The 21,041-nt window shown below is 62.8% G+C and carries 18 protein-coding genes and 2 pseudogenes; 12 read left to right on the forward strand and 8 right to left on the reverse strand.

Going from position 1 to position 21,041, the window contains the following annotated elements; genetic code table 11:
- Window positions 1–5 precede the first annotated feature (5 nt).
- The 6 genes and pseudogenes from DCM79_RS04465 to DCM79_RS04495 form a co-directional block, all read right to left on the reverse strand.
- Entirely contained in the window at window positions 6–509 is a 504-nt protein-coding gene (locus tag DCM79_RS04465; protein WP_126260585.1) for a response regulator, read from the reverse strand.
- Window positions 510–650: 141 nt separating this feature from the next.
- Window positions 651–968, reverse strand: a complete 318-nt coding sequence (locus tag DCM79_RS04470) for a hypothetical protein (protein ID WP_027563592.1) — start codon at window positions 966–968, stop codon at window positions 651–653.
- Between the two features lie 2 nt (window positions 969–970).
- Window positions 971–1,849 (reverse strand): protein-glutamate O-methyltransferase CheR, encoded by an 879-nt coding sequence (locus tag DCM79_RS04475; protein WP_257178829.1) that lies wholly within the window; start codon window positions 1,847–1,849, stop codon window positions 971–973.
- Between the two features lie 59 nt (window positions 1,850–1,908).
- On the reverse strand, window positions 1,909–2,295 hold the full coding sequence (locus tag DCM79_RS04480) for a PleD family two-component system response regulator (protein ID WP_028133211.1): 387 nt from the start codon (window positions 2,293–2,295) through the stop codon (window positions 1,909–1,911).
- 61 nt (window positions 2,296–2,356) lie between these two features.
- Window positions 2,357–4,327 (reverse strand): annotated as a pseudogene (locus DCM79_RS04490) (chemotaxis protein CheA); the annotation flags it as partial.
- Between the two features lie 441 nt (window positions 4,328–4,768).
- Window positions 4,769–5,230 (reverse strand): response regulator, encoded by a 462-nt coding sequence (locus tag DCM79_RS04495; protein ID WP_257180692.1) that lies wholly within the window; start codon window positions 5,228–5,230, stop codon window positions 4,769–4,771.
- A 447-nt stretch (window positions 5,231–5,677) separates the two neighbouring features.
- Here DCM79_RS04495 and DCM79_RS04500 point away from each other — a divergent pair, with 447 nt between their 5' ends.
- From DCM79_RS04500 to DCM79_RS04515, 4 genes are all read left to right on the forward strand, one after another.
- Window positions 5,678–6,388, forward strand: a complete 711-nt coding sequence (locus DCM79_RS04500) for a Crp/Fnr family transcriptional regulator (protein WP_257178830.1) — start codon at window positions 5,678–5,680, stop codon at window positions 6,386–6,388.
- Window positions 6,389–6,574: 186 nt separating this feature from the next.
- The gene (locus DCM79_RS04505; RefSeq protein WP_257180693.1) at window positions 6,575–7,273 is read left to right on the forward strand and encodes a Crp/Fnr family transcriptional regulator; all 699 of its coding nucleotides are present in this window, start codon (window positions 6,575–6,577) and stop codon (window positions 7,271–7,273) included.
- Window positions 7,274–7,425: 152 nt separating this feature from the next.
- Window positions 7,426–7,800, forward strand: a complete 375-nt coding sequence (locus tag DCM79_RS04510) for an Hpt domain-containing protein (RefSeq protein ID WP_257178831.1) — start codon at window positions 7,426–7,428, stop codon at window positions 7,798–7,800.
- 100 nt (window positions 7,801–7,900) lie between these two features.
- A complete protein-coding gene (locus DCM79_RS04515) occupies window positions 7,901–8,149 on the forward strand; it encodes a hypothetical protein (RefSeq protein ID WP_257178832.1) in 249 nt (82 codons plus the stop codon).
- A 45-nt stretch (window positions 8,150–8,194) separates the two neighbouring features.
- Here the strand turns inward: DCM79_RS04515 and DCM79_RS04520 are convergent, their stop codons facing one another.
- Window positions 8,195–8,818 (reverse strand): LuxR family transcriptional regulator, encoded by a 624-nt coding sequence (locus DCM79_RS04520; RefSeq protein ID WP_257178833.1) that lies wholly within the window; start codon window positions 8,816–8,818, stop codon window positions 8,195–8,197.
- A 323-nt stretch (window positions 8,819–9,141) separates the two neighbouring features.
- On the opposite strand from DCM79_RS04520, the gene DCM79_RS04525 reads away from it, so the two are divergent.
- Together DCM79_RS04525 and DCM79_RS04530 are read left to right on the forward strand one after the other, a co-directional pair.
- A complete protein-coding gene (locus DCM79_RS04525; RefSeq protein WP_257178834.1) occupies window positions 9,142–10,305 on the forward strand; it encodes a hypothetical protein in 1,164 nt (387 codons plus the stop codon).
- A 628-nt stretch (window positions 10,306–10,933) separates the two neighbouring features.
- Window positions 10,934–12,142, forward strand: coding sequence for an EAL domain-containing protein (locus tag DCM79_RS04530; protein ID WP_257178835.1), 1,209 nt, complete (start codon window positions 10,934–10,936; stop codon window positions 12,140–12,142).
- Between the two features lie 16 nt (window positions 12,143–12,158).
- On the opposite strand, the gene DCM79_RS04535 is transcribed toward DCM79_RS04530, so the two are convergent.
- Window positions 12,159–13,019 carry a DMT family transporter gene (locus DCM79_RS04535; RefSeq protein ID WP_257178836.1) on the reverse strand — a complete coding sequence of 287 codons (861 nt, stop codon included), beginning with the start codon at window positions 13,017–13,019 and terminating at the stop codon, window positions 12,159–12,161.
- Window positions 13,020–13,631: 612 nt separating this feature from the next.
- Between DCM79_RS04535 and DCM79_RS04540 the strand changes: the two genes are divergently transcribed.
- The 6 genes and pseudogenes from DCM79_RS04540 to DCM79_RS04565 all read left to right on the forward strand — a co-directional run bounded on the left by DCM79_RS04540 (window position 13,632) and on the right by DCM79_RS04565 (window position 21,041).
- Window positions 13,632–13,847: a type II toxin-antitoxin system Phd/YefM family antitoxin gene (locus tag DCM79_RS04540; protein WP_257178838.1), complete on the forward strand. Its 216-nt coding sequence runs from the start codon at window positions 13,632–13,634 to the stop codon at window positions 13,845–13,847.
- Between the two features lie 322 nt (window positions 13,848–14,169).
- Window positions 14,170–14,390 (forward strand): annotated as a pseudogene (locus DCM79_RS04545) (type I restriction-modification system subunit M N-terminal domain-containing protein); the annotation flags it as partial.
- Window positions 14,391–14,456: 66 nt separating this feature from the next.
- Window positions 14,457–15,635 carry an SAM-dependent methyltransferase gene (locus tag DCM79_RS04550; protein WP_257180694.1) on the forward strand — a complete coding sequence of 393 codons (1,179 nt, stop codon included), beginning with the start codon at window positions 14,457–14,459 and terminating at the stop codon, window positions 15,633–15,635.
- On the forward strand, window positions 15,628–16,962 hold the full coding sequence (locus DCM79_RS04555; RefSeq protein ID WP_257178839.1) for a restriction endonuclease subunit S: 1,335 nt from the start codon (window positions 15,628–15,630) through the stop codon (window positions 16,960–16,962). Before DCM79_RS04550 ends, DCM79_RS04555 begins: the two co-directional genes overlap by 8 nt.
- Window positions 16,963–17,064: 102 nt before the next feature.
- A complete protein-coding gene (locus DCM79_RS04560) occupies window positions 17,065–17,820 on the forward strand; it encodes an abortive infection family protein (protein ID WP_257178840.1) in 756 nt (251 codons plus the stop codon).
- Window positions 17,820–21,041, forward strand: coding sequence for a type I restriction endonuclease subunit R (locus tag DCM79_RS04565; protein ID WP_257178841.1), 3,222 nt, complete (start codon window positions 17,820–17,822; stop codon window positions 21,039–21,041). Before DCM79_RS04560 ends, DCM79_RS04565 begins: the two co-directional genes overlap by 1 nt.

Here is a 21,041-nt window from a genome sequence, read left to right on the forward strand (position 1 = left end):
GAGCCCTAAGCGCGGTGCCGTTCCACGATCGCGTCGGTAGCGACACCGCCCCAGGTGTGGATCGCGGGAAGGCCCATGGCGATCTTGCCCAGATTGGCGAGGCTGATGCGCAGGGCCGCGAGGTCGAGCGGCTTCGGCAGGCTCTGGAGCTCGATCCCGACGGACCGGGCGAAGCTGCGAGCGGCGCTGCGGCGCTTGCCGTCCATGCCGCTGATGACGATCACGGCTCCGCCGAACTTCGCCGCCGCCATCTCGCGCAGCACGTCGATGCCGTCGCCATCCTCCAGCACGAGATCCAGCGTCACGCAATCGAAGCGGGCGGTGCGCAGCTTCTCGATCGCATTCGCCACGGACGGCGCCACGGTGACTTCGTGCCCGGCCTGCTTGGCGGCGACGGTGATCAGGCTGCGCTGCGTGGCGTCGTCATCGACCACCAGAAGCTGAAGCGCACGCCGTTCGGCGCCGTCGGGCAGGTTTGACGTCATGGGCGAAAGAGGACTTCTGGGCATTTCCGTATCCTGAGATTGAGACGGTCAACGGATACAATGTTCGCGCTGAGGCCACGTAAAACTGCCGGCGCGAATTCGCTTCGAAATCTTCAGAAAGTGTGAAGCAAGAGATCGGAAAGGACGGTCACGGACGCGGGCGGATCACGCCGCGGCGTCATGGCCGCCGGCCGCGCCGCGCTTCTTCCTGTTCTTGCCGCGCAGGAACTGGATGTCCATTTCGGCGCCGTTGACGCGGACCAGCTCGCAGCGGCGATAGGCAAGGCCGGTGGACGACAGCAGCAGGAAGAACTCCTTCAGGTTCAATCCCTGAATCGAGCCTTCCACCGTGAGAATGGCGTCGGTGTCGGAGATCGCGTTGAGCTTGCAGTCGCGGCGCCAGGTGCCGTCGATGGCCATGATGCAGACATCATAGCCGCGACTGAAAGTCACGCGTTCGGTACCCTTGCCATCCTCGGCCATGTCTATCGTCCTGCCATCACCGCGAGGCGCGGCGACGCGCCGGCGAGGACCGGCTTGGCGGCCGCGGCACGCGGATCGTTCGGCTTGTAGAGGCCGCGCCGGTCCGCGATCGGGCGGAACGTATCGGTCAGACCGACCACGGTCTCGGCCGCGCCCAGCACCAGGAAGCCATCGGGCTCGATCTGGCGCGCCAGCCGGTTGAAGATGTTGATCTTGGTGTCCTGGTCGAAATAGATCAGCACGTTGCGACAGAAGATGATGTCGAACGTGCCGAGCTGGGAGAAGTCGTGCAGCAGGTTGAGCTGGCGATGCTGGATCATCGCCCGCAATTCGGGATTGACCTGCCAGGTCTCGCCGGTCTGCTTGAAATATTTGACCAGCATCTGGATCGGCAGGCCGCGCTGCACCTCGAACTGGCTGTAGATTCCGGCCTTGGCCTTCTCCAGCACCTCCTGCGACAGATCGGTCGCGATGATCTCGATGCGCCAGCCGGTGAGGGCCGCGCCCATCTCCTTCAGGCACATCGCCAGCGAATAGGGCTCCTGCCCGGTCGAGCCGGCGGCGCACCAGATCCGCACGCTGCGCTTGCCGGCACGCGCCTTGATGATCTCGGGCATGATGGTGTCGCGAAAATGATCGAACGGGACCTTGTCGCGGAAGAAGAAGGTCTCGTTGGTGGTCATGGCTTCGACCACGTCGGTGATCAGCTGACGCGAGCCGCCTTGCAGCTTCTGCACGAGCTCGGCGATGCCGGAGAGACCGGCCTTGCGGGCCAGAGGCAGCAGGCGGCTTTCGATCAGATATTGCTTGTCTGCGGACAGGTCGAGACCGGAATTGTCCTTCAGGAACTTACGCAGGTACTCATACTCGGTCGGGGTCACTGGTAGCCTCTTCGAAGCTGTACTGGAACATTCTGACCAGATGCGCGGGCCAGATTCGCTCAGGCCATGGCTTGTCCGACCGGGAGCAAGCCGACTTCAGCAAACTTGTCGGCGATGATGTCCTTGTCGAAGGGCTTCATGATGTACTCGTTGGCGCCGCCGCTGAGCGCCTGGGCGATATGAGCCACATTGTTCTCGGTGGTGCAGAACACCACCTTGGGCTGGTCGCCGCCGGGCAGGCGGCGCATGTGGCCCATGAATTCGAAACCGTCCATCACGGGCATGTTCCAGTCGAGCAGCACCGCGTCGGGCAGCTGCCGCTGGCAGATCTCGAGTGCCTTCGAGCCGTCCTCGGCCTCGGTCACTTCGAATTCCAGGCCCTCCAGGATCCGGCGCGCGATCTTCCGCACCACGCTGGAATCATCGACCACCAAGCAGGTTTTCATTTCGGTTCTCCGGCTCCGATGTTTCGTTGGCTCACGCGGCCATCTGCGCTTTGGTTTCGAGCTCGAGGACGCGATCGACGTCGAGGACGACCATGAGCTGTCCGTCGAGGCGGTGGACGCCGCCGGCGAGCTTGGCCATGCGGGGATCGAGGTTGACGGGGTTTTCTTCCATGCCGGCTTCGGGCAGGCGCAGCACCTCGCCGATCTGGTCGATCAGAAGGCCGTAGGATTCGCCGCGCAGGTCGACGCCGACCGCCATCGGCACCTTGCCGTCCTCGGGCTGCGGCAGGCCGAGACGGGCGCGCATGTCGACCACGGTGACGATGCGGCCGCGCAGATTGAGCACGCCGGCGATCTCGCGCGAGGACATCTTCAGGTGGATCAGCGGCAGCAGCTTGTTGCGCAGGCGCAGCACCGCGGTGTCCTTGATGCGCTCGATGCGGTGCTCGGAATTGGCGCGGGCCCGCACCAGCTCGACCACCGAGAGCTGCGGGATGGCGAAGCGGTCGCCGGCGGCTTCCACGATCAAGGCGGAGACGATGGCGAGCGTCAGCGGGATCTTGATGGTGACCGAGCTTCCCTCGCCGGCCACCGACTTGATGTCGATGGTGCCGCCGATCTGGTCGATATTGGTGCGCACCACGTCCATGCCGACGCCGCGCCCGGAGACCGAGGTGATGGCGGCTGCGGTGGAGAAGCCCGGCGCGAAGATGAACTTGTGGATCTGGGCCTCGCTCATCTTCTCGAGCTCGGCCTCGGTGACGAGACCGCTAGAGATGGCCTTGGCCTTGATCTTCTCGGTGTTCAATCCGCGGCCGTTGTCGGCGATGCAGATGATGATGTGGCCGCCCTCGTGATAGGCGGACAGGCGAATGGTGCCCTGCTCGCCCTTGCCGGATGCGAGGCGCTCGGCGGGGGTCTCCAGGCCATGATCGGCGGAGTTGCGCACCATGTGGGTGAGCGGGTCCTTGATCAGGTCGAGCACCTGGCGGTCGAGCTCGGTGTCGGCGCCGTGCATCTCCAGTTCGATCTGCTTGCCGAGTTCGGATGAGAGATCGCGGACGATGCGGGGCAGCTTCTGCCAGGCATTGCCGATCGGCTGCATGCGCGTCTTCATGACGCCTTCCTGCAGCTCGGCGGTGACGTTGGACAGGCGCTGCAACGGCACCTTGAACTCGGTGTCCTCGTTGCGGCGGGAGATCTCCAGGAGCTGGTTGCGGGTCAGGACCAGCTCGGAGACCATGGTCATCAGGTGCTCCAGCGTATCCACGTTGACGCGGATCGACTGGTTGGCGATGGACGCGCCCTCGCCGGCGCCCTCGTCGGCCATCGACTTCTTCGGCGCGGCCTTCTCCTTGGCGGGTTTTGCGTCCTTGGCGGCCGGCGCTTCAGGTGCAACCTCGGCCTTCACCTCGGCCTTCACCTCGGGCTTGGCAACCGGCGCGGGCACCGGCGCTTCGATCGCGGTCTCGCGGAAGGCGCGCTCGAGCTCGTCGAGCGAAACCTCGCCCGGACGCAGCGGACGCTCCAGGGTCTGGTCGATCAGCGTGCCCGTCGCCATCTCCTTGGCGGGTGCGGCGACCGGGGCTTCCGGCGCCAGCGGCGGGGCGTCGGCGACGGGAGCGGCAGCGACTGCACCCGCTGACATGGCGGCCATGCCCTGCTCGACCATGGCTTCCAGCTTGTCGATGAGGTCGCGGTCGTTGCCCTCGGGCTCGGCCTCGGTGGCTTCGAGACCTGCGAGGATCTCCTTGATGCGGTCGATCGAGGACAGGATCACCGTCACGGCTTCGGCCGTCACCGGCATGCCGTCACGGAATTTGCCCATCAGGGTCTCGCCGGCATGGGCCAGCGCTTCCAGCCGCGGCAGGCCGAGGAAGCCGCAAGTGCCCTTGATGGTGTGGACCAGGCGGAAGATGTTATCCAGGATCTTGGCGTTGTTCGGCTCCTGCTCGAACTTCACCAATTGATTGTCCACGGTGTCCAGGCTCTCGCTGGTCTCCGTCAGAAACTCCCGCAACAGATCATCCATGAGCTACGCCTTACTGACCTGAACACTGACTTGAATCCGGACTTCGACGCCTGAGCCATCCTTGGCACGGACGGAAGCCCTCCTCTTGGATCGTTAGACAACCCCTTTCACAGTCCCGTTAATTTCATCCTCCGTGCTAATACGGATATTGATGAGAAGTTTGGGGTTCGGCGGAACGCAGCAGCGCTTTTCGGCAAATCCGGCTGCGCGCCGCAGCGCCGGGAAGCATGCGGTGACGCACCGACGACAACGACGGGGCGAAGCGCACGCGAAAGTCCTGCTCGTGAAGGACCATAGGGCCAGCGTGCGGAACGTCGGACCGGACCGCGCGCGAGCGGCAATGCGCTCGCAGGCTCGGTTTCGCGTTGTCGCCCCGCGCTGCAGATCCGGCGTTTGAGGTAAACGAACGATTACCTCGTTGTCATGGCGGCCGGCGCCGCGCTAACCCAATCGCGCGGCCATGCCGTCGTCGGGACGATGCTCCGCCAGGCAATCGTTGATGGCGGCGAGCAGCGCGTGCGGCGTGAATGGCTTGCGCAGACAGCGTGCGGCACCGAGCTCCAGCGCCATCCGGAGGAAGTCGGGTGCAGGCGAATTCAGATCGGCGAAGGCGTAGCCGGACATCGCGATCAGCGGAACGACCGGCGCGCGCTCGTGGAAGAGCCGGATCGATTCGAACCCGCGCATGTGCGGCATGAAGATATCGACGATCATCAGGTCGACCTGTCCATGTTCGAGAGCGCGCAGTCCGGCTTCACCTCCATCGGCAATCGTCACTCGAAAGTTGTTGCGCTGAAGATAGACCTCGATGGCCATGCACACCATCGGGTCGTCGTCGACGACGAGAATATGGTATCGACCCTCGGTCCTCTCGTGAGCGTCCGGCTTGGGCGTTTCAATCATTGGACCGTGGGGCACGCCTTTCTCCTTTGCTTTCGATCAAGAGAGGGAATGGCCGCAAACGTCGTTGGCGGACCGAGGAGAACGGAGACGACGGAATCGAGCTGCGCGGCCATCGCGCGCCAGGACCCAGAGCAATGTTGGACGATCGTCACGCGTTCGGCGGACGAGAGGGCGCAGGTCATCAGTCGCCCGATGGCGGCGCGGATGCAGTGCTCCCGGCTCATGAGGCCCCCCTTACCGCTTTTTCCTGCATGCCCTTGCAGGAGACGCCATCGCTCACCAGCGAATCGACGCCCTTCTCATTTCGGCCGCAAATCGGACGGCCTGTCTGCCCTGTAACGGGTATATGGACGCCGATGCAACCTTTACAATAGTTTGTGTTGGCCGCGCAACTGAACAACGAACGCCCGCGGAATTGTTCCATCGAACCCCGCCGGATTGACTTGCATGACCGCGAGCGGAACTCCGCCCAATCAGCTGCTGCAATTGCTGGACCCGCCGGCTTTCGAGCTGCTGCGTCCGCATCTGGCGACGATCGAAATGGTCAGGAAGTCTGTCTTGGGTGAAGCGGGTGCCGCGCTGAGATATGTCCACTTCCCGCATGCCGGCTCGGTCTCGCTCACGGTGGGCCTGTCCGACGGTCAGACGATCGAGATCGCGATGCTCGGCCGCGACAGCGTCGTCGGCGGCGGCGCCGCGCTGGCCGACGGCATCGCACTGTCGGACGCGGCCGTGCTGTTTCCCGGGACCGCTTCTGTGCTGGAAATCGCAGCTTTCCGGGCCGTCGCAGCCGCAAGCGCGTCGTTTCGCGAGCTGATCATGCGCCACGAGCAGTTCTTGCTCGCGCATGCGCAGCAGTCGCTGCTCTGCAATACGCTGCACCCGGTCGAGGCGCGGCTCGCGCGCTGGCTCTTGCGCGCCCGCGACCTCTCCCCCGGTGAAATCCTGCCGCTGACCCAGGAGGCGCTGGCGCAGATGATCGGCGTCCGGCGCAATGCCATCTCGTTGGTGGCGCATGACCTCCAGCGCGCCGGCATCATCCACTACAGCCGGGGCCACATCGAGATCCGCGACCTGCGGGCGCTGCAAGCGACGTCTTGCGAGTGCTATGCGATGGCGAAGGTCTCCCATCTCCGCCTCGTGGGAGCCGTGCCGTGACGACGGCTGGGCCCATCAATTGTGTACCGGCATGAACTTCGCCTCCAGGAACGATCGCCGGGGCGGACATCTTGTCCCAATTGCCAACATATCCCGAGGGGAACATGATCGAAGCTGCGGCGCCGCACGTGACTTTGGGCATCGCGCGGTGCAATCGGCAGGACACGGGAGGCAGCTTTGGAAACGATGGTGCGCTCGTCCAACGGTTTCCTGTCCGCACTTCCGCCAGACGATTATGAGTTGATCCGCCCGCACCTGCGGACAGTCGACCTGCCCCATGACGCCGTGCTGGTCGAGAGCGGCGAGACGCTGAAGCGCGCCTATTTTCCCCACCGCGGCGTCATCTCGCTGGTGGTGAATCTCGCCAGGGGCGAACATGTTCAAGTCGCCATGATCGGCCGCGACAGCTTGCTCGGGACGCTCTCGACCATGGGCGATGCGAGCGCGTTGAACACCGCCATCGTGCTGATGCCGGGCCTTGCGTCGGTGATGGATCTCGACCGGCTGCGGATCGCCGCCGACCAGAGCAGCACCCTGCGCACCCTGCTGACGCGCCACGGGCTGGCGGTTTATGCCCAGGTGCAGCAGACCGCGGGCTGCAACGCCGCCCATCCGGTGGAGGCGCGGCTGGCGCGCTGCCTGTTGCACACGCATGATCTGTCCGCCGATTACCGGCTGCTGCTGACCCAGGAGGCCATGGCGCAGATGATCGGGGCGCGTCGCAACAGCGTGTCGCTGGTGGCCAACACGTTGCAGCAGGCCAATTTCATCCATTACAGCCGCGGCCACATCCAGATCCTCAACCTGGACGGCCTGCGCCAGACGGCCTGCGAATGCTACGCCACCGTGAAGGCGCAGTACGACCGGCTGCTCGGCGCGCGCTGACCGCGGCCGCATGGTGAACCGCCGGCTAATGCCGGCCTGCAAACACCTCAGGTCCTGCTACCGGAACTGAAATCGGCGTGCGGTAGACACGGGGGCCGCTCGCGCCGGCACGTGCCGCGCGGCAAACGACCCGTGATCAAGGCAGCAAGACCATGTTTGACGTCACCGTCGCGCCCGCGCATAACGCGCTTGATGCCGAGCCTGCGCGCGAGGGGCGCGCATACGAAGCGCTGGTGCGCGAGATCGGCGAGGACGGGGCCCGCGAGGTGCGCGAGGTGTTCTGGAGCGAGACCTCCGCGCGCCTGCAGCAATTCCGGACGCTTGCGCTCGCCCAGCACCATGGCAGGATCGCGCGCGAAGCGCATTCGCTCAAGAGCGCGGCCGGAACGTTCGGCTACGTCAGGCTGGCGGCGCTGGCGCTGACGCTGGAGAAGACCGCGGAGAGACTCGGCGATGTCGAATTCGGCGATCTCCTGGACCTGATGGATGCGGCTTATGCCGCCGCGCGCGCGCAGGAGCCGCGCTGACCACCCGCGCGTGCATTCCCGCCGTACTTCTACGGCTTGGGATATTTAGAGATGGCTAATCATAGGTGGCGATAGTCGCGGCAAACCAGGAGGGTTGTCCATGTTCACCTTTGAGACTGCGGACCAGAAAGAGGTTCGCCGCTTCCGCATCGCACAGTTCAACGGCCGGATGGCCACGGTGAAGGCTGGCGACTCGACGGTGACGGGGTTCGTGCGTTCGGTGCTGGAGCAGGAATCGAGCATGCCGCCCCGCTGGACTATCACGATCATTCCGAACGGGCCGAAGGAAGTGATCAAGCCGCTGCGCCCCGCCTCGCGCGCGCGCCCCTTCGCCGAAGACTATTTCTGAGCGCGACCGGATTTCGCCGAGCCCGGGCCGCCACCGGCGGCCCCCTCAGTCGATCGAATGCAGCAGGGCCGCGCGGACCAGGTCCGCGGTGTTGCGCGCACCGAGCTTGCGCATCGCCTCGGCACGATGGCTCTCGAAGGTGCGCGGACTGATCTGCATCCGAAGCGCACCCTGCTTGTTCGAATATCCTTCGCTGATCAGCCTCAGCACCTCGCGCTCGCGCTTGGTGAGGCGCTTCTGGCCCGACAGTCCGAGGAGCTCGGCGCTCGGCACGCGCGGGTTCTGCTGTGCGCGCAGGGCCTTCGTGTCCGTGTCCGCGGCGCTGGACGGGACCGGCAGGCCCCCCTTGTCGGGGCCGGCAAGCTGCTTGACCAGGGCGCATACGCGCTCGGTCTGTGCCAGCGCATTCTCGACCACCCGCTGCAAATAGGCTCGATCGCCGGTCGCCGGCGCGAGTTGATCGCTGTGATGCTTGATCTCGCCCATATAGAGCAGCAGCGCAGTCAGGGGGCCGTTGAGCTCGCGGGCGATGGCCGCAGCCATTTCGTCGGCTGCCTTGGCCCGGGCGGCGCTCAGGCGGACCAAATCGAGCTCTTCGGTTGCCGCGGCGCTGCTGTCGTACCATTCCGACGGCCGCGAATCGGTGGCCGTATCATTCTGTGACCCCATGTCACTCATTTAGCGGAACCGGGGGCGGCCTGTGGTTAACTTTTTGCTCCGTAAGACTACGGTGATTTCGGCGGCTTTGCGCTAAAATGGCGGCATCGGCACAATTTGTGCTTGCGCGAGGCCGCGGCCGCCCCCGCGAAGGTTGAATTCAGCCGGAATCGGACGGCAGGCGGGCCCTGATCGCCCGGTCCGGCCGCGCTCCCCCCGGATTTTACGGAATAATTAACGGCGACTTGCTTCTCTTGGCGAGATTGAGAGCGCGCAAATGCCTCCCACGCATTGACCTGCACGCCTGCGGGAAACGCTGCGAAAGATTGCGTGCCATGAACGAGATCGATCGGCTGTCGGAATTCTTGCAGCGGCTGACGCCGCTGTCTCGCAGCTGTCTGCTCAGCGAGCTCGAGCGGCTCGAGCTGTGCGGCATCGACATGCCGGGTTCGAGCGAGATCCAGTCCCGCTTGCGCGCCGAATTTCGCAAGGACGGATCGACCCAGGCGCGCGCCACCAGCCCTTCGCGCTATTTCTTCGCGCCGCTCGAGCTGCTGCTGATCGACGGCGCGCCCGAGCACGCCAACATGGGACGGATCTCGCGCAACACCCTCACTCCGATCTGGGAGTGGATCTGCCGCGACCTGCTGCCGACCATGGCACGCGACTACATCAAGGCGATCAACGACCAGATCGCCGTGAACAACCAGAAGGAGGTCTTGAAGGTTGCCTCGACCTTCCAGACCAAGGTCGTCAAGGTTCTCGAGAGCACCTTCGCATCAGTGGACAGCACCGAGTTCGCGCGCGGCAAGCTCGCGCAATACACGGCCTCGCGCAGCGCCTTCGACGACGTCAGGAAGATGCTGCATGTGCTGCGCGCCGGCGATGCGCTGCCGAAGTTCAACGAGAAGCTGCCCGACAAGATCGCGAAGTTCGACGATGGCCAGGTGGTTCAGATCACCGCACAGCTCGACACCTTCAAGAAGGCCCACCCCGAAGCACTGCCCTTCGCGCTGGCGCTGGTGGCGAGGCGCCTGACGACGTCCTGGCAATTGGTCCGGCTCGCCACCAAGGCTGCCGCAAGCAAGAGCGCCAGTGATGTCGCCGCCACGCCCTATGCCTGCGTCGTTCACATGGTGCTCGACCGGCTCGACGACAAGCGTCTCGCGCTTCGTGTCGCGCTCCGGCACAATCGGGTGCTGATCGCCCGCGACCTGCTCGCCGATATCTACGACACCGAATATGCGCTCAAGGTGCGCATCGACGGCATCGAGAATTGCGAATGGGGCGTCCGCCTTCAGCAATTGATGGACGCGATCGCGACCCTGGTGGCGGCCGAGGTGAGCCGGTTCCCGTCCAATGTCGGCCACATCCTCGGCTCGCGTCGCTTGCGGAGCCACGACACGCTCTCGGGCAAGCTGACTTACCTGGCCTGGAAGGGACGCGACGCGGTGCAGGACGGCGCCGCGGCGTTTCGCAAATTGATCGGGCAGAGCTGATCTGGCGCCTAATGCACGCGCGGCAGGCACAGGAAGCGATCGAGGAATCGCCCTGACATCACGATCCGGAACCACCAGTAAACCATTCGCCGTGTCGTCATGGTCGTAATCCTCGACAGCCCACCACCGGCTGCGCGGAGCATTAGCGCAAGTGCGGCAATCCGCGTGTAATGCGCTTCACATTCGCGGCCGCAGGCGCCGCCGCGATGTCGCAGAACCATCGCGAGCGTCAGCGAAACATGCCCGCCCCGCGCGCATGCGGGTCGTCCGGCTTGCCTGTCGCTCGCCCCAATGCACGCGGCTGCATCGGGCGCAGTCCGAATGGGCGGCTGCGATTCATCCTCCGATGCGTCGATGGTGCTCCGAAAGGGCACACCGCCTCGCCGCCGCCTGCGTCCGTCGACGAACAGACGTTCCCGGCATCGCGTGCGGGCGATTCTGCGAGCGCTGGCAGTCGTTGAGCGTGCGGTGCCGGGGTATGCAAATTCTTTTCGCACAGACTGTCGAAAAATTAGCTCGAGTTGCAGGGTTTAACGTTACTCAGATAATTCAACAACGATGTGAAGCTCTCCTTATTTGAACCCACGCTCGCCGTTTAAGAAACCGTCACGGAACGGGAGTGGTGTAGATGAACGATGGGATGGTTGAACTCGTCGGACGAAGGCCTGTGACCTTCGGGCGACGAAAGGTGACGCCGCGGGCCTGCGTGGCCGACAGCAAGCGTCACTTGCGCGCCTTCCTCAGCGAAGTGCTCGAGGATCTCGGCTTCGTCACCAGCGAATGCGCCAGTGCGGACGAATTGCAGACGGTGCTCGCCAGCGAACTGCCGGATCTGATCCTGCTCGGCGTCGCCACCGACGGCATCGAGCCGGGACGGTTTCTGGAGATATTGGTGCGTGAGGCCTTCGCCGGGAAGGTTCTGGCGGTCGGCGCGCGCGAATCGATCATCGTCAGGGCCGTGCGGCAGGTCGGCGAGGAATACGGCCTCGCCATGCTGCCGCCGCTGACCACGCCCTTTGCCGCGGAGACGCTGCGCGAGCGCGTGGCGATGCTGCTGCCGGAGGAGCCGGCGCCGAGCCCGGCGGTCCATGTCGGCGAAGCGCTGCATGCCGGCTGGCTGGAGCTGTGGTACCAGTCCAAGATCGACGCGCGCACGCTGGTCCGCAGCGGCGCCGAGGCGCTGGTGCGGATGCGGCATCCGACCTGGGGCGTCGTGCCGCCGGCCTATTTCATTCCGGAGCCGCACGATCCGCATCTGCGCGACCTGTCGGAGTTCGTGATCGACCGTGCCATGCAGGACTGGCACTATCTGCTGGAGCAACAGAGCCCGGTCGATCTGTCGATCAATCTTCCCGCCTCCTATCTCAGGGAGCCGCAGGCGGTGCGCGATCTCTGCCGCCGCGTGCCGACGCATCCGGCTTTCGGCGGCCTGACCGTCGAGATCGACAGCGAGGAGGCGATCCGCGACCTCGATCTTCTCACCGAGGTCGCGCGCGAGGTCGGCCTGCACAATATCGGCCTGTCGATCGACAATCTCGGCGCCAACTGGCCGGCGCTGATGGAGCTGGAGCGGATTCCCTTCGTCAAGCTCAAGGCCGACCGCCAGTTCGTCACCGGCAGCGGCAACGACCGGCTCAAGCGCACGGTGTGCCGTCACATCGTCGAGCTCGCGAAGGGCTATGGCGCGCGCGCGGTGGCGCAAGGTGTCGAGAGCCGCGCCGACCTCGTCGTCGCCAACGAGCTCGGCTTCGACCTCGTGCAGGGCTTCCTGTTCGGCAAGCCGATGCCGCTGAAGAAGTTCGCACGCTCGGCGCTGACGAAAACGGTGATGGAGTAGCCGTAAGGCACGACCCTCACGCAAACCGCCGCGCGAAGAAGACGCAGGCGACCACGAGCATGGTCGCGGCGATCATGCTCCAGGCGACGGGCTCGTGCAGCAGAAGCCCGGCGAGCGCGAGGCCGAAGAACGGCTGGAGCTGCTGCAGCTGGCCGACGCGTGCGATGCCGCCGAGCGCGAGGCCGCGGTACCAGAAGATGAAGCCGACGAACATGCTGAAGATCGAGACGTAGGCGAGCCCGATCCAGGCCGGCACGCCGACGCCGCTCCAGGATGGCGGCCAGGTCAGGACCGCGACCGGGATCATCAGCGGCAGCGCCAGCAGGAGCGCCCAGGAGATCACCTGCCAGCCGCCGAGCCGGCGCGACAGCGCCGCGCCTTCGGCATAGCCGAGCCCGCACAGCACGATCGCGGCGACCATCAGGAGATCGCCGATCAGCGAGGCCGATCCATCGCCGGACAGGGCGAAGCCCACCACCGTCGCGCTGCCGAGACCGGCGAACAGCCAGAACAGCGGCTGCGGCCGCTCGCCGCCGCGCAGCACGGCGAAGATCGCCGTCGACAATGGCAGAAGGCCGATGAAGACGATCGAACGCGCCGAGGTGATGTGCTGGAGCGCGAGCGCGGTCAGCAGGGGAAAGCCGACCACGACGCCGACGGCGACGATGGCGAGGGACGCGAGATCGCCCCGCTGCGGCCGGGCCTGACGCAGCAGGCCGAGCACGGCGAGAGCGATCAGCGCGGCGATCACCGCGCGCATCGAGGTCAGGAACAGCGCGGAAAAGCCGCCGACCGCGACGCGCGTCGCCGGCAAGGAGCCGCTGAAGATGATGACGCCGAGAAGCCCGTTGCCCCAGCCGCTGGCCGCAGAGTGCATGTTGGTCTCGCTTGGTGGGGGTGGCGGATAGGGTGCCGCGGCGGTTGAACGCCTCGCGTTCTGCCATGGAACAACAAAAGTGCGAAAACAACCCCATGCACAGTAGACGGGGGTTGCAAGATCAATGGGTTAGGTGGGGGGATGATCAGGTGCGTGTCGGGGTTTCGGAGGCCGAAAAGTCGAAGGAACGTGGTTTGAGTCGCCTGTCCGGCGCAGCCATGCGAGCCGATGAGAATTGGCCGCGGTCGTTGCCGCCCGTTCCGAATGACGACTCCCGTCATTTGCTTCGTCAGGCAAAACAGGAGCATAGTGGCATCATCGCAGGGGGGCCAACAGGCAGGGTTCTGGCTGCCCGAGTGCGCTGCGCGCGGTCGACGCGAGTGCGGGCTTTTGTTTTCGAAGTTGGCCGCTGGACAGCTTCACTGTCGCCGTAAACGGCCACCTCGCTCGACAATCTCGAGATCAAACTTGTTAGTCGGGGCTCGTGCGGGACCCGTCTGCTACGGCATCGCGATTTGGCCGTGGGTCAGCTTAGCGGCCGCCAATCCTTTGCGTTGGCAAAAAAGGCCATTTTGTCTTAATTAGCTCGCGAAGCATTATTGGGCTTAAGCCATGAAAACCATGTCGGCGCGGGAAGCGAAGAACGGCTTCGGCCTGATGATCGACACCGCGCGCGCTGGGCCGGTGCTGATCGAGAAGCACGGGCGAGGCGTCGTAGTGGTTGTTTCTGTAGAAGAGTACCAAAGGCTATCCGTTGGGCAGCCTAAAGGCCGGACGCGCTCTAGCAAAGCGCGCGTGGCCAGAAGTGGCGAGGGGAAAATTGACTAGGCAGTCGCTCAAGGACAAATTCGTCGCGGTGCTAACGGAGCTGGGCGGGTCAGCAGGCAATGGACGGTTGCGCGACACCCTTGGATGGACAGAGGCAACCTATGACGCCGTCAAGGAGGAACTGGCCGCCGAAGGCGCCGTGACTCCAGGCAGAGGTCGCGGCGGCTCGGTGTCGTTGGCTAGCGCTCAACCGGTGGAAGTGGGCGAAAAATCGCTCATTCTACCGCCTGCGAAGCCTTTCCGGACGAACGGCAACGGTAAGGGCGGGGACCTCGGATTTGAAGCCGAGTTGTTCAAGGCTGCTGACAAGCTCCGCGGCAACATGGAGCCGTCCGACTACAAACACGTCGCGCTCGGGCTAATTTTCCTCAAGCATATTTCGGACAATTTCGAGGCGAAGCGTGCGGAGCTGTTGATCGCGACGAGTACGCCGCCGACAACATCTTCTGGGTACCGCCGACCGCCCGTTGGTCGCACCTCCAGGCGAATGCAAAGCAGTCGTCCATCGGAAAGATGATTGACGAGGCGATGATCGCCATCGAAAAGGATAATGAGAGTCTTAAGGGCGTTTTGCCAAAGGATTATGCTCGTCCTGCACTCAATGCAGTGATGCTTGGCGAGCTGATCGATCTGATCTCAGGGATCGCGCTCGGTGCAGAGAAGGGCGAGGCCCGAGACGTGCTCGGCCGCGTCTATGAATACTTCCTCGGTCAGTTCGCCGGCTCGGAGGGCAAGCGCGGCGGCGAGTTTTACACGCCGCGCTCGGTCGTGCGTGTGATGGTTGGCATGATTGAGCCCTTCAAGGGCCGCGTCTATGATCCTTGCTGCGGCTCGGGCGGCATGTTCGTGCAATCCGAACGCTTTGTCGAAGAGCATGGCGGGCGCATTGGCGACATCGCCATCTATGGTCAGGAGTCGAATTATACGACGTGGCGGCTGTGCAAGATGAACCTCGCGGTCCGCGGCATCGACGCCGACATCAAATGGAACAGTGATGGCAGCTTCCACAAGGATGAGCTGCGCGACCTGAAGGCCGACTTCATCCTCGCCAATCCACCCTTCAACATCTCCGATTGGGGCGGGGAACGGCTGCGCGAGGATGTACGCTGGAAATATGGCGTGCCGCCGCCTGGCAACGCCAACTTCGCCTGGGTGCAGCATATCGTGCATCACTTATCGCCTACAGGCGTCGCGGGGGTCGTGCTGGCCAACGGCTCAATGTCCTCCACGCAAAACGGCGAAGATGCGATTCGCCGCGCGCTGATCGAGGGTGTGAAGGGCGCACCTAGCGTCGTCGATTGCATGGTGGCACTGCCCGGTCAGCTCTTTTATTCGACTCAAATTCCGGTATGCCTCTGGTTCCTCGCTCGCGACAAGTCGAACGGGTTCGCCCTCAGCACTAAGCTGCGGGATCGACGCAACGAAATCCTGTTCATCGACGCGCGCAAGCTTGGCCACATGGTGGACCGGACTCGCAAGGAATTCTCCCATGCGGACATCGAAAAGATCACGCGCGCCTACCACGCCTGGCGCGGCGAGAGTGAAGCTGGCGCCTATGCGGATGCGCCGGGGTTCTGCAAGGCGGCGACTCTCGATGAGATCAAGGCCCACGGCTACGTGCTAGCCCCAGGTCGGTATGTCGGCACGGCAGATGCCGAAGAAGACGAAGTGTCGTTTTCAGAGCGGCTCGCCGAGCTCAAATCAATACTCGATCAGCAGATGAATGCGTCGGAGCAATTATCTAAATCTATCCGCGCCCAGCTCGCGAAAGTGAGCGTTGATGGCTGAGTGGCCGATCTACACTGTTCATCAGCTCGTCGAATTGGGAGTGATCGAACGCCCTATGGACGGCAATCATGGCTCAATTCATCCCAAGGCCACTGATTTTGTTGAGTCCGGCATTCCCTTTATAATGGCATCGGACCTCAAAGGCGGCCGGGTCGATCTGGTTAACTGCTCCTTCATATCAGAGGAGCGGGCGAGTCAGCTATCTAAGGGGTTTTCAAAGCCTGGCGACGTTCTTCTGTCTCATAAGGCGACGCTCGGAAGAACCGCAATCGTTCAAGCTAACGATTTCCCATTTATTATGCTCACGCCGCAAGTGACTTATTATCGGATAAAAGATCGGAAGAAATTAAACAACCGCTTTCTGAAGTACTACTTCAACTCTCGTCAGTTCCTAGACATCTTTGAGGCATGGGCCGGCGGAGGCTCCACTCGGGCATATTTGGGAATCACAGCCCAGCGAGGGCTGCCTATTCCCATGCCGCCCATAGAGGTCCAGATATCTATTGCTGAGTTGATAGGTCCACTAGACGACAAGATCGAATTGAACCGACGGATGAACGAGACGCTGGAGGCCACGGCCCGGGCGATCTTCAAGGATTGGTTCGTTGATTTCGGGCCGACCCGCGCCAAGATGGATGCGCGCGCACCTTACCTCGCCGCGGACGTCTGGTCCCTTTTCCCCAATCGCCTCGATGAAGATGGCAAACCGGAGGGGTGGACCACGTCCACTATAGGGGAGGAAGTTGACGTTGTTGGCGGATCAACACCCAGTACCAAGGAGGCCGCCTTCTGGGGTGGTGATATCTCCTGGGCAACACCGAAAGACCTTTCCTCATTGAGTACTCCGGTTCTGCTGAGCACAGAACGCCAAATCACCAACGCTGGACTTTCGCAGATCAGTTCTGGCTTGCTTCCGGTCGGGACCGTGCTGCTCTCCTCGCGCGCCCCGATCGGCTACATGGCGATCGCCCAGACGCCGGTCGCGGTGAATCAGGGTTTCATCGCGATGATCTGCAAGAAGAGGTTATCTAACGTTTTTGTCTGGTTGTGGACACAGGCCAACATGGAAACGGTCCATCAAAACGCCAACGGATCGACGTTTCAGGAGATCAGTAAAGCCAACTTTCGACCGATCGAAGTGACAGTCGCGACGTCTGATCTCCTTCGAACCTTTGACGAGTCCATGAGACCGCTATTTAATCGCATCGTGTCGAACGAAAGGGAAAGTCGTATCCTCGCTACCACGCGGGACCTTCTCTTGCCAAAACTGATGTCGGGCGAGGTGCGCGTGAGTAACGCCGACAGGATCGCAGGGGATACCACATGACGCGCGTTGCGGTCCGCCCCGGACTGTTGACCGGGTATCGGCCGAAGGCCGCCTCCAGCGCGAACACACCCGGTTCCTTCTCTGACATTCACCGAGGGCTGCATGAGCGCTGATTGGTATCCCGGCATCCGCGCCTTCTGCGCACACTGGAAGCACGCGCCGACATTGCAGCAGACATTCGAGACTCTTGAGCGCGAGTTTAACGACGAAAACGACGCCTCCATCGACGCGGCCAAGGGCCTTGTCGAATGCGCTTGCCGGGTGCTGATTGCCGAGTTGGACGACCCGATCAATCCAATAGCAGAATGGTCAGATAGCCCAATCAGAGGTGCACATCCGAGCTTCGGCGGCTGGGTGTCCGCAGCATTTCGCCTGATGGCGCTGGTCGAAAGACGTGATGATCCCTTCAGCAAGGTCATCTCGCAGCATTATCGGCTGACTGAAGCGCTGGGCCAGTTCCGAGATATCTGCGGCACGGTCAGCCATGGCAAGGATGGCTTGAGCCAGAAGCTTTCAGTCCACCACCGCCGCGCGGCGATGTTGGCAGCAGATGCCTTGGTGACCTTTCTTTACCAATGCTATCTCGAACGCGAGCCGGATCCGGTGCGGACGTTCGAGCCCTACGAGCGATTTGAGGCGTCGAACGCGACCATTGACCAATTTTCCTCGCTTCGCGCCGAATTGGACGGAGACGGCTTCCTCCAGGTCGTTGTGGTCCTTCCAGACGGCGAGGAGGTTCCGCTGGCGATCGAACCCTCGCGGCTTCTGTTTGGGGTTGATCGTGAAGCCTATAAGCTCGTGCTGAATGCATGTCGGGAGGCGAAAGCGGCTGCGTCCAGGGATACGGAGGTCGTCTGATGGCCTATCTTTCCGAAGCAGATGTTGAGCAGCTCGTGCTCGATCGGCTCTCTGCGCTTGGCTATGCCGTGCTCAGCGACGCGGACATCGGCCCGGACGGAAAGTCGCCCGAGCGGGAGACGTATTCGGACGTCATCTTGCAGAAGCGACTGAGCGCCGCGATCGAGAAGCTGAACCCGTCGATCCCGTCGGAAGCGCGTGGCGATGCGCTGCGGAAGATTTTGGCGACCGAGCACCCCTCCCTCACCGAAGAAAACCGCCGTCTCCACGGGTTGATGGTCGACGGGGTCGACGTCGAGTTCTTCAGCGACGACGGAACGATCCGAGGAGATAAGGTTCGGCTGATCGACTTCGACGACTTCGCTGCAAATGACTGGATTGCCACCAGCCAGTTCACCGCGATCGAGGGTAGGGTCGAGCGGCGTCCCGACGTCGTGATCTTCGTCAATGGTCTGCCGCTGAGCGTGATCGAACTCAAGGCCCCGGGCGGAGAAAACGCGACGATCTACGGCGCCTACAACCAGCTCCAAACCTACAAGGCGCAGATCGCGTCGCTGTTTCGGACCAACGCCGTCCTTGTAACGTCCGACGGCATCACCGCGCGCGTGGGCTCGCTCACCGCCGACCAGGAACGATTCATGCCGTGGCGCACGACCGACGGGAAAGTCATCGCCCCGAAGGGTCAGCCCGAGCTAACCACGCTCGTGGAAGGCGTCTTTGAGCGGCAACGCTTTCTCGATCTGCTCCGCGATTTCACGGTGTTCGGAGAGACAGGTTCGAGCCTCGCCAAGATGCTCGCAGGGTATCACCAGTTTCACGCGGTCAAACGCGCGGTCGCCTCGACTGTCCGCGCGCTCGCCTTGAATAACGCAGTTCCTCAGGCTTCCGGGCTTGATGAGGAGCCCGCCACCTATGGCCTTCCGGGAGTGGAGAACTACCCGAGGGGAGACAAGCGGATCGGTGTTATCTGGCATACGCAGGGGTCGGGCAAGAGCCTGCTGATGGCCTTCTATGCGGGGCAGCTTGTCCGGCATCCTGCGTTAGAGAATCCCACGATCGTGGTCATCACCGACCGGAATGACCTGGATGATCAATTGTTCGGCACTTTCTCCATGTGTCGCGATCTGATCCGGCAGACGCCGGTCCAGGCTGGCAGCCGGGACGATCTGCGCGCAGCGCTTAACCGTGCTTCCGGCGGTGTGATCTTCACCACCATCCAGAAGTTCTCGCCCGCGGTGGGTGAAGTCGCCTACCCGATGCTGTCCGATCGCCGGAATATTGTGGTCATCGCCGATGAAGCGCATCGGAGCCAGTATGGCTTCCGAGCCAAGGTCGAGCAGAAGACGGGCGAAATCTCTTATGGCTTCGCGAAATACCTCCGCGATGCCCTCCCCAACGCCTCGTTCATCGGTTTTACGGGAACGCCGATTGAAAAGGACGATGTGAATACGCCGGCCATTTTTGGCGACTATATCGACGTCTATGACATCAGCCGGGCGGTCGAAGACGGTGCGACCGTTCCCATCTACTACGAGAGCCGTCTGGCGCGTATCGAGCTTCCCGATGAGGAGAAGCCGAAGATCGACGCCGAGATCGCGGAGCTGACCGAAGACGAGGCGATCACCGAACAGGAGCGCATCAAGCGTAGATGGGCGACCATCGAGGCCCTTGTCGGTTCCAAGAAGCGACTTGCGTTGGTTGCGGCGGATCTCGTTCGCCATTTCGAGGATCGCGTCGCGGCTATGGACGGCAAGGCGATGGTGGTTTGCATGAGCCGACGTATCTGCGTCGAACTCTACAACCAGATTGTCACCCTTCGGCCTGATTGGCACAGCGACGAAGACGCGGCAGGCTCGATCAAGGTGGTAATGACCGGATCGGCCGCCGATCCTCCGGCTTGGCAACCGCATATCGGGACCAAGGCCCGCCGCGATCTTCTGGCAAAGCGTGCCAAGGACCCGAAAGACCAGCTCAAGCTGGTGATGGTGCGGGACATGTGGCTAACAGGCTTCGACGCGCCGTCGATGCACACGATGTATATTGACAAGCCTATGAAGGGTCATGGCTTGATGCAGGCAATCGCCCGCGTCAACCGCGTTTTTCGCGACAAGCCGGCGGGCCTGGTGGTCGACTACATCGGGATCGCGCAAAACCTGAAGAACGCACTGAGTCAATATTCTGGTTCGGATCAGCGTCAGGCGGGAATCGACGAGGCACAAGCGATCGCGCTTCTGCTGGAGAAGCACGAGGTCGTCCAGGCGATGTATCACGGCTTCGACTACGCACGCGGCCTGTCCGGTACGCCGCATGAGCGCCTCGTCGCGCTGGCAGAGGCAATCGAGTGGATACTCGATCGCCAGCACGAAGCCGCGGCCAAGGAAACCAGTGAGGACGGCAAGCGCCGCGAGAATAGACGGTATCAAGATGCGGTTCTGGCTCTTTCCAAAGCATTCGCCTTGGCGTCTGCGAGCGATGAAGCAAGGGCTATTCGGGACGAAGTCGGCTTTTTCCAAGCGGTACGCGCTGCCCTCGTCAAATCAGCCGACACTGCTGGGACTAGTGCCGCCGATCGGGAATTTGCGATCCAACAAATTCTAGATCGTGCCGTCGTTTCAACCGAGATTATTGATGTTCTCGCTGCTGCCGGAATTACAACGCCGGACATATCGATCCTATCCGATGAGTTCTTGGCCGAAGTTCAACAGCTCGAAAAGAAGAATCTAGCCTTGGAGGCATTGCGCAAGCTCCTGAACGACGAAATCCGCTCGCGGAGCAAGACAAACGTCGTTGAAACCAAACGCTTCTCAGAACGCCTCGAAGCCGCCATCGCCCGGTACCATACGAATGCCATCAGCACCGTTGAGGTGCTGCAGGAGCTCATCGAACTAGCAAAGGAAGTTAGGGCTGCTCGCAGGCGTGGCGAAGAAGAGGGCCTGTCGCAGGACGAGATAGCTTTTTACGACGCCCTTGCCGAAAATGAGAGTGCTGTCGAAGCGATGGGGAATGACTCCCTCAAGCTCGTGGCCCACGAACTCCTTGTAAATCTCAAGGGGAGCGCGACGGTCGACTGGTCTCACCGCGAAAGCGCTCGGGCGCGAATGCGGGTTCTTGTGAAGCGAATCCTGCGCAAACACGGCTACCCACCAGACCTTCAAGACGCGGCTGTGCAGACGGTTCTCCGCCAAGCGGAAGCTCTGTCCTCCGGCTGGGCTATCTCTTAA

Source organism: Bradyrhizobium sp. WBOS07, assembly GCF_024585165.1.
GTDB classification, from domain to species: domain Bacteria; phylum Pseudomonadota; class Alphaproteobacteria; order Rhizobiales; family Xanthobacteraceae; genus Bradyrhizobium; species Bradyrhizobium japonicum_B.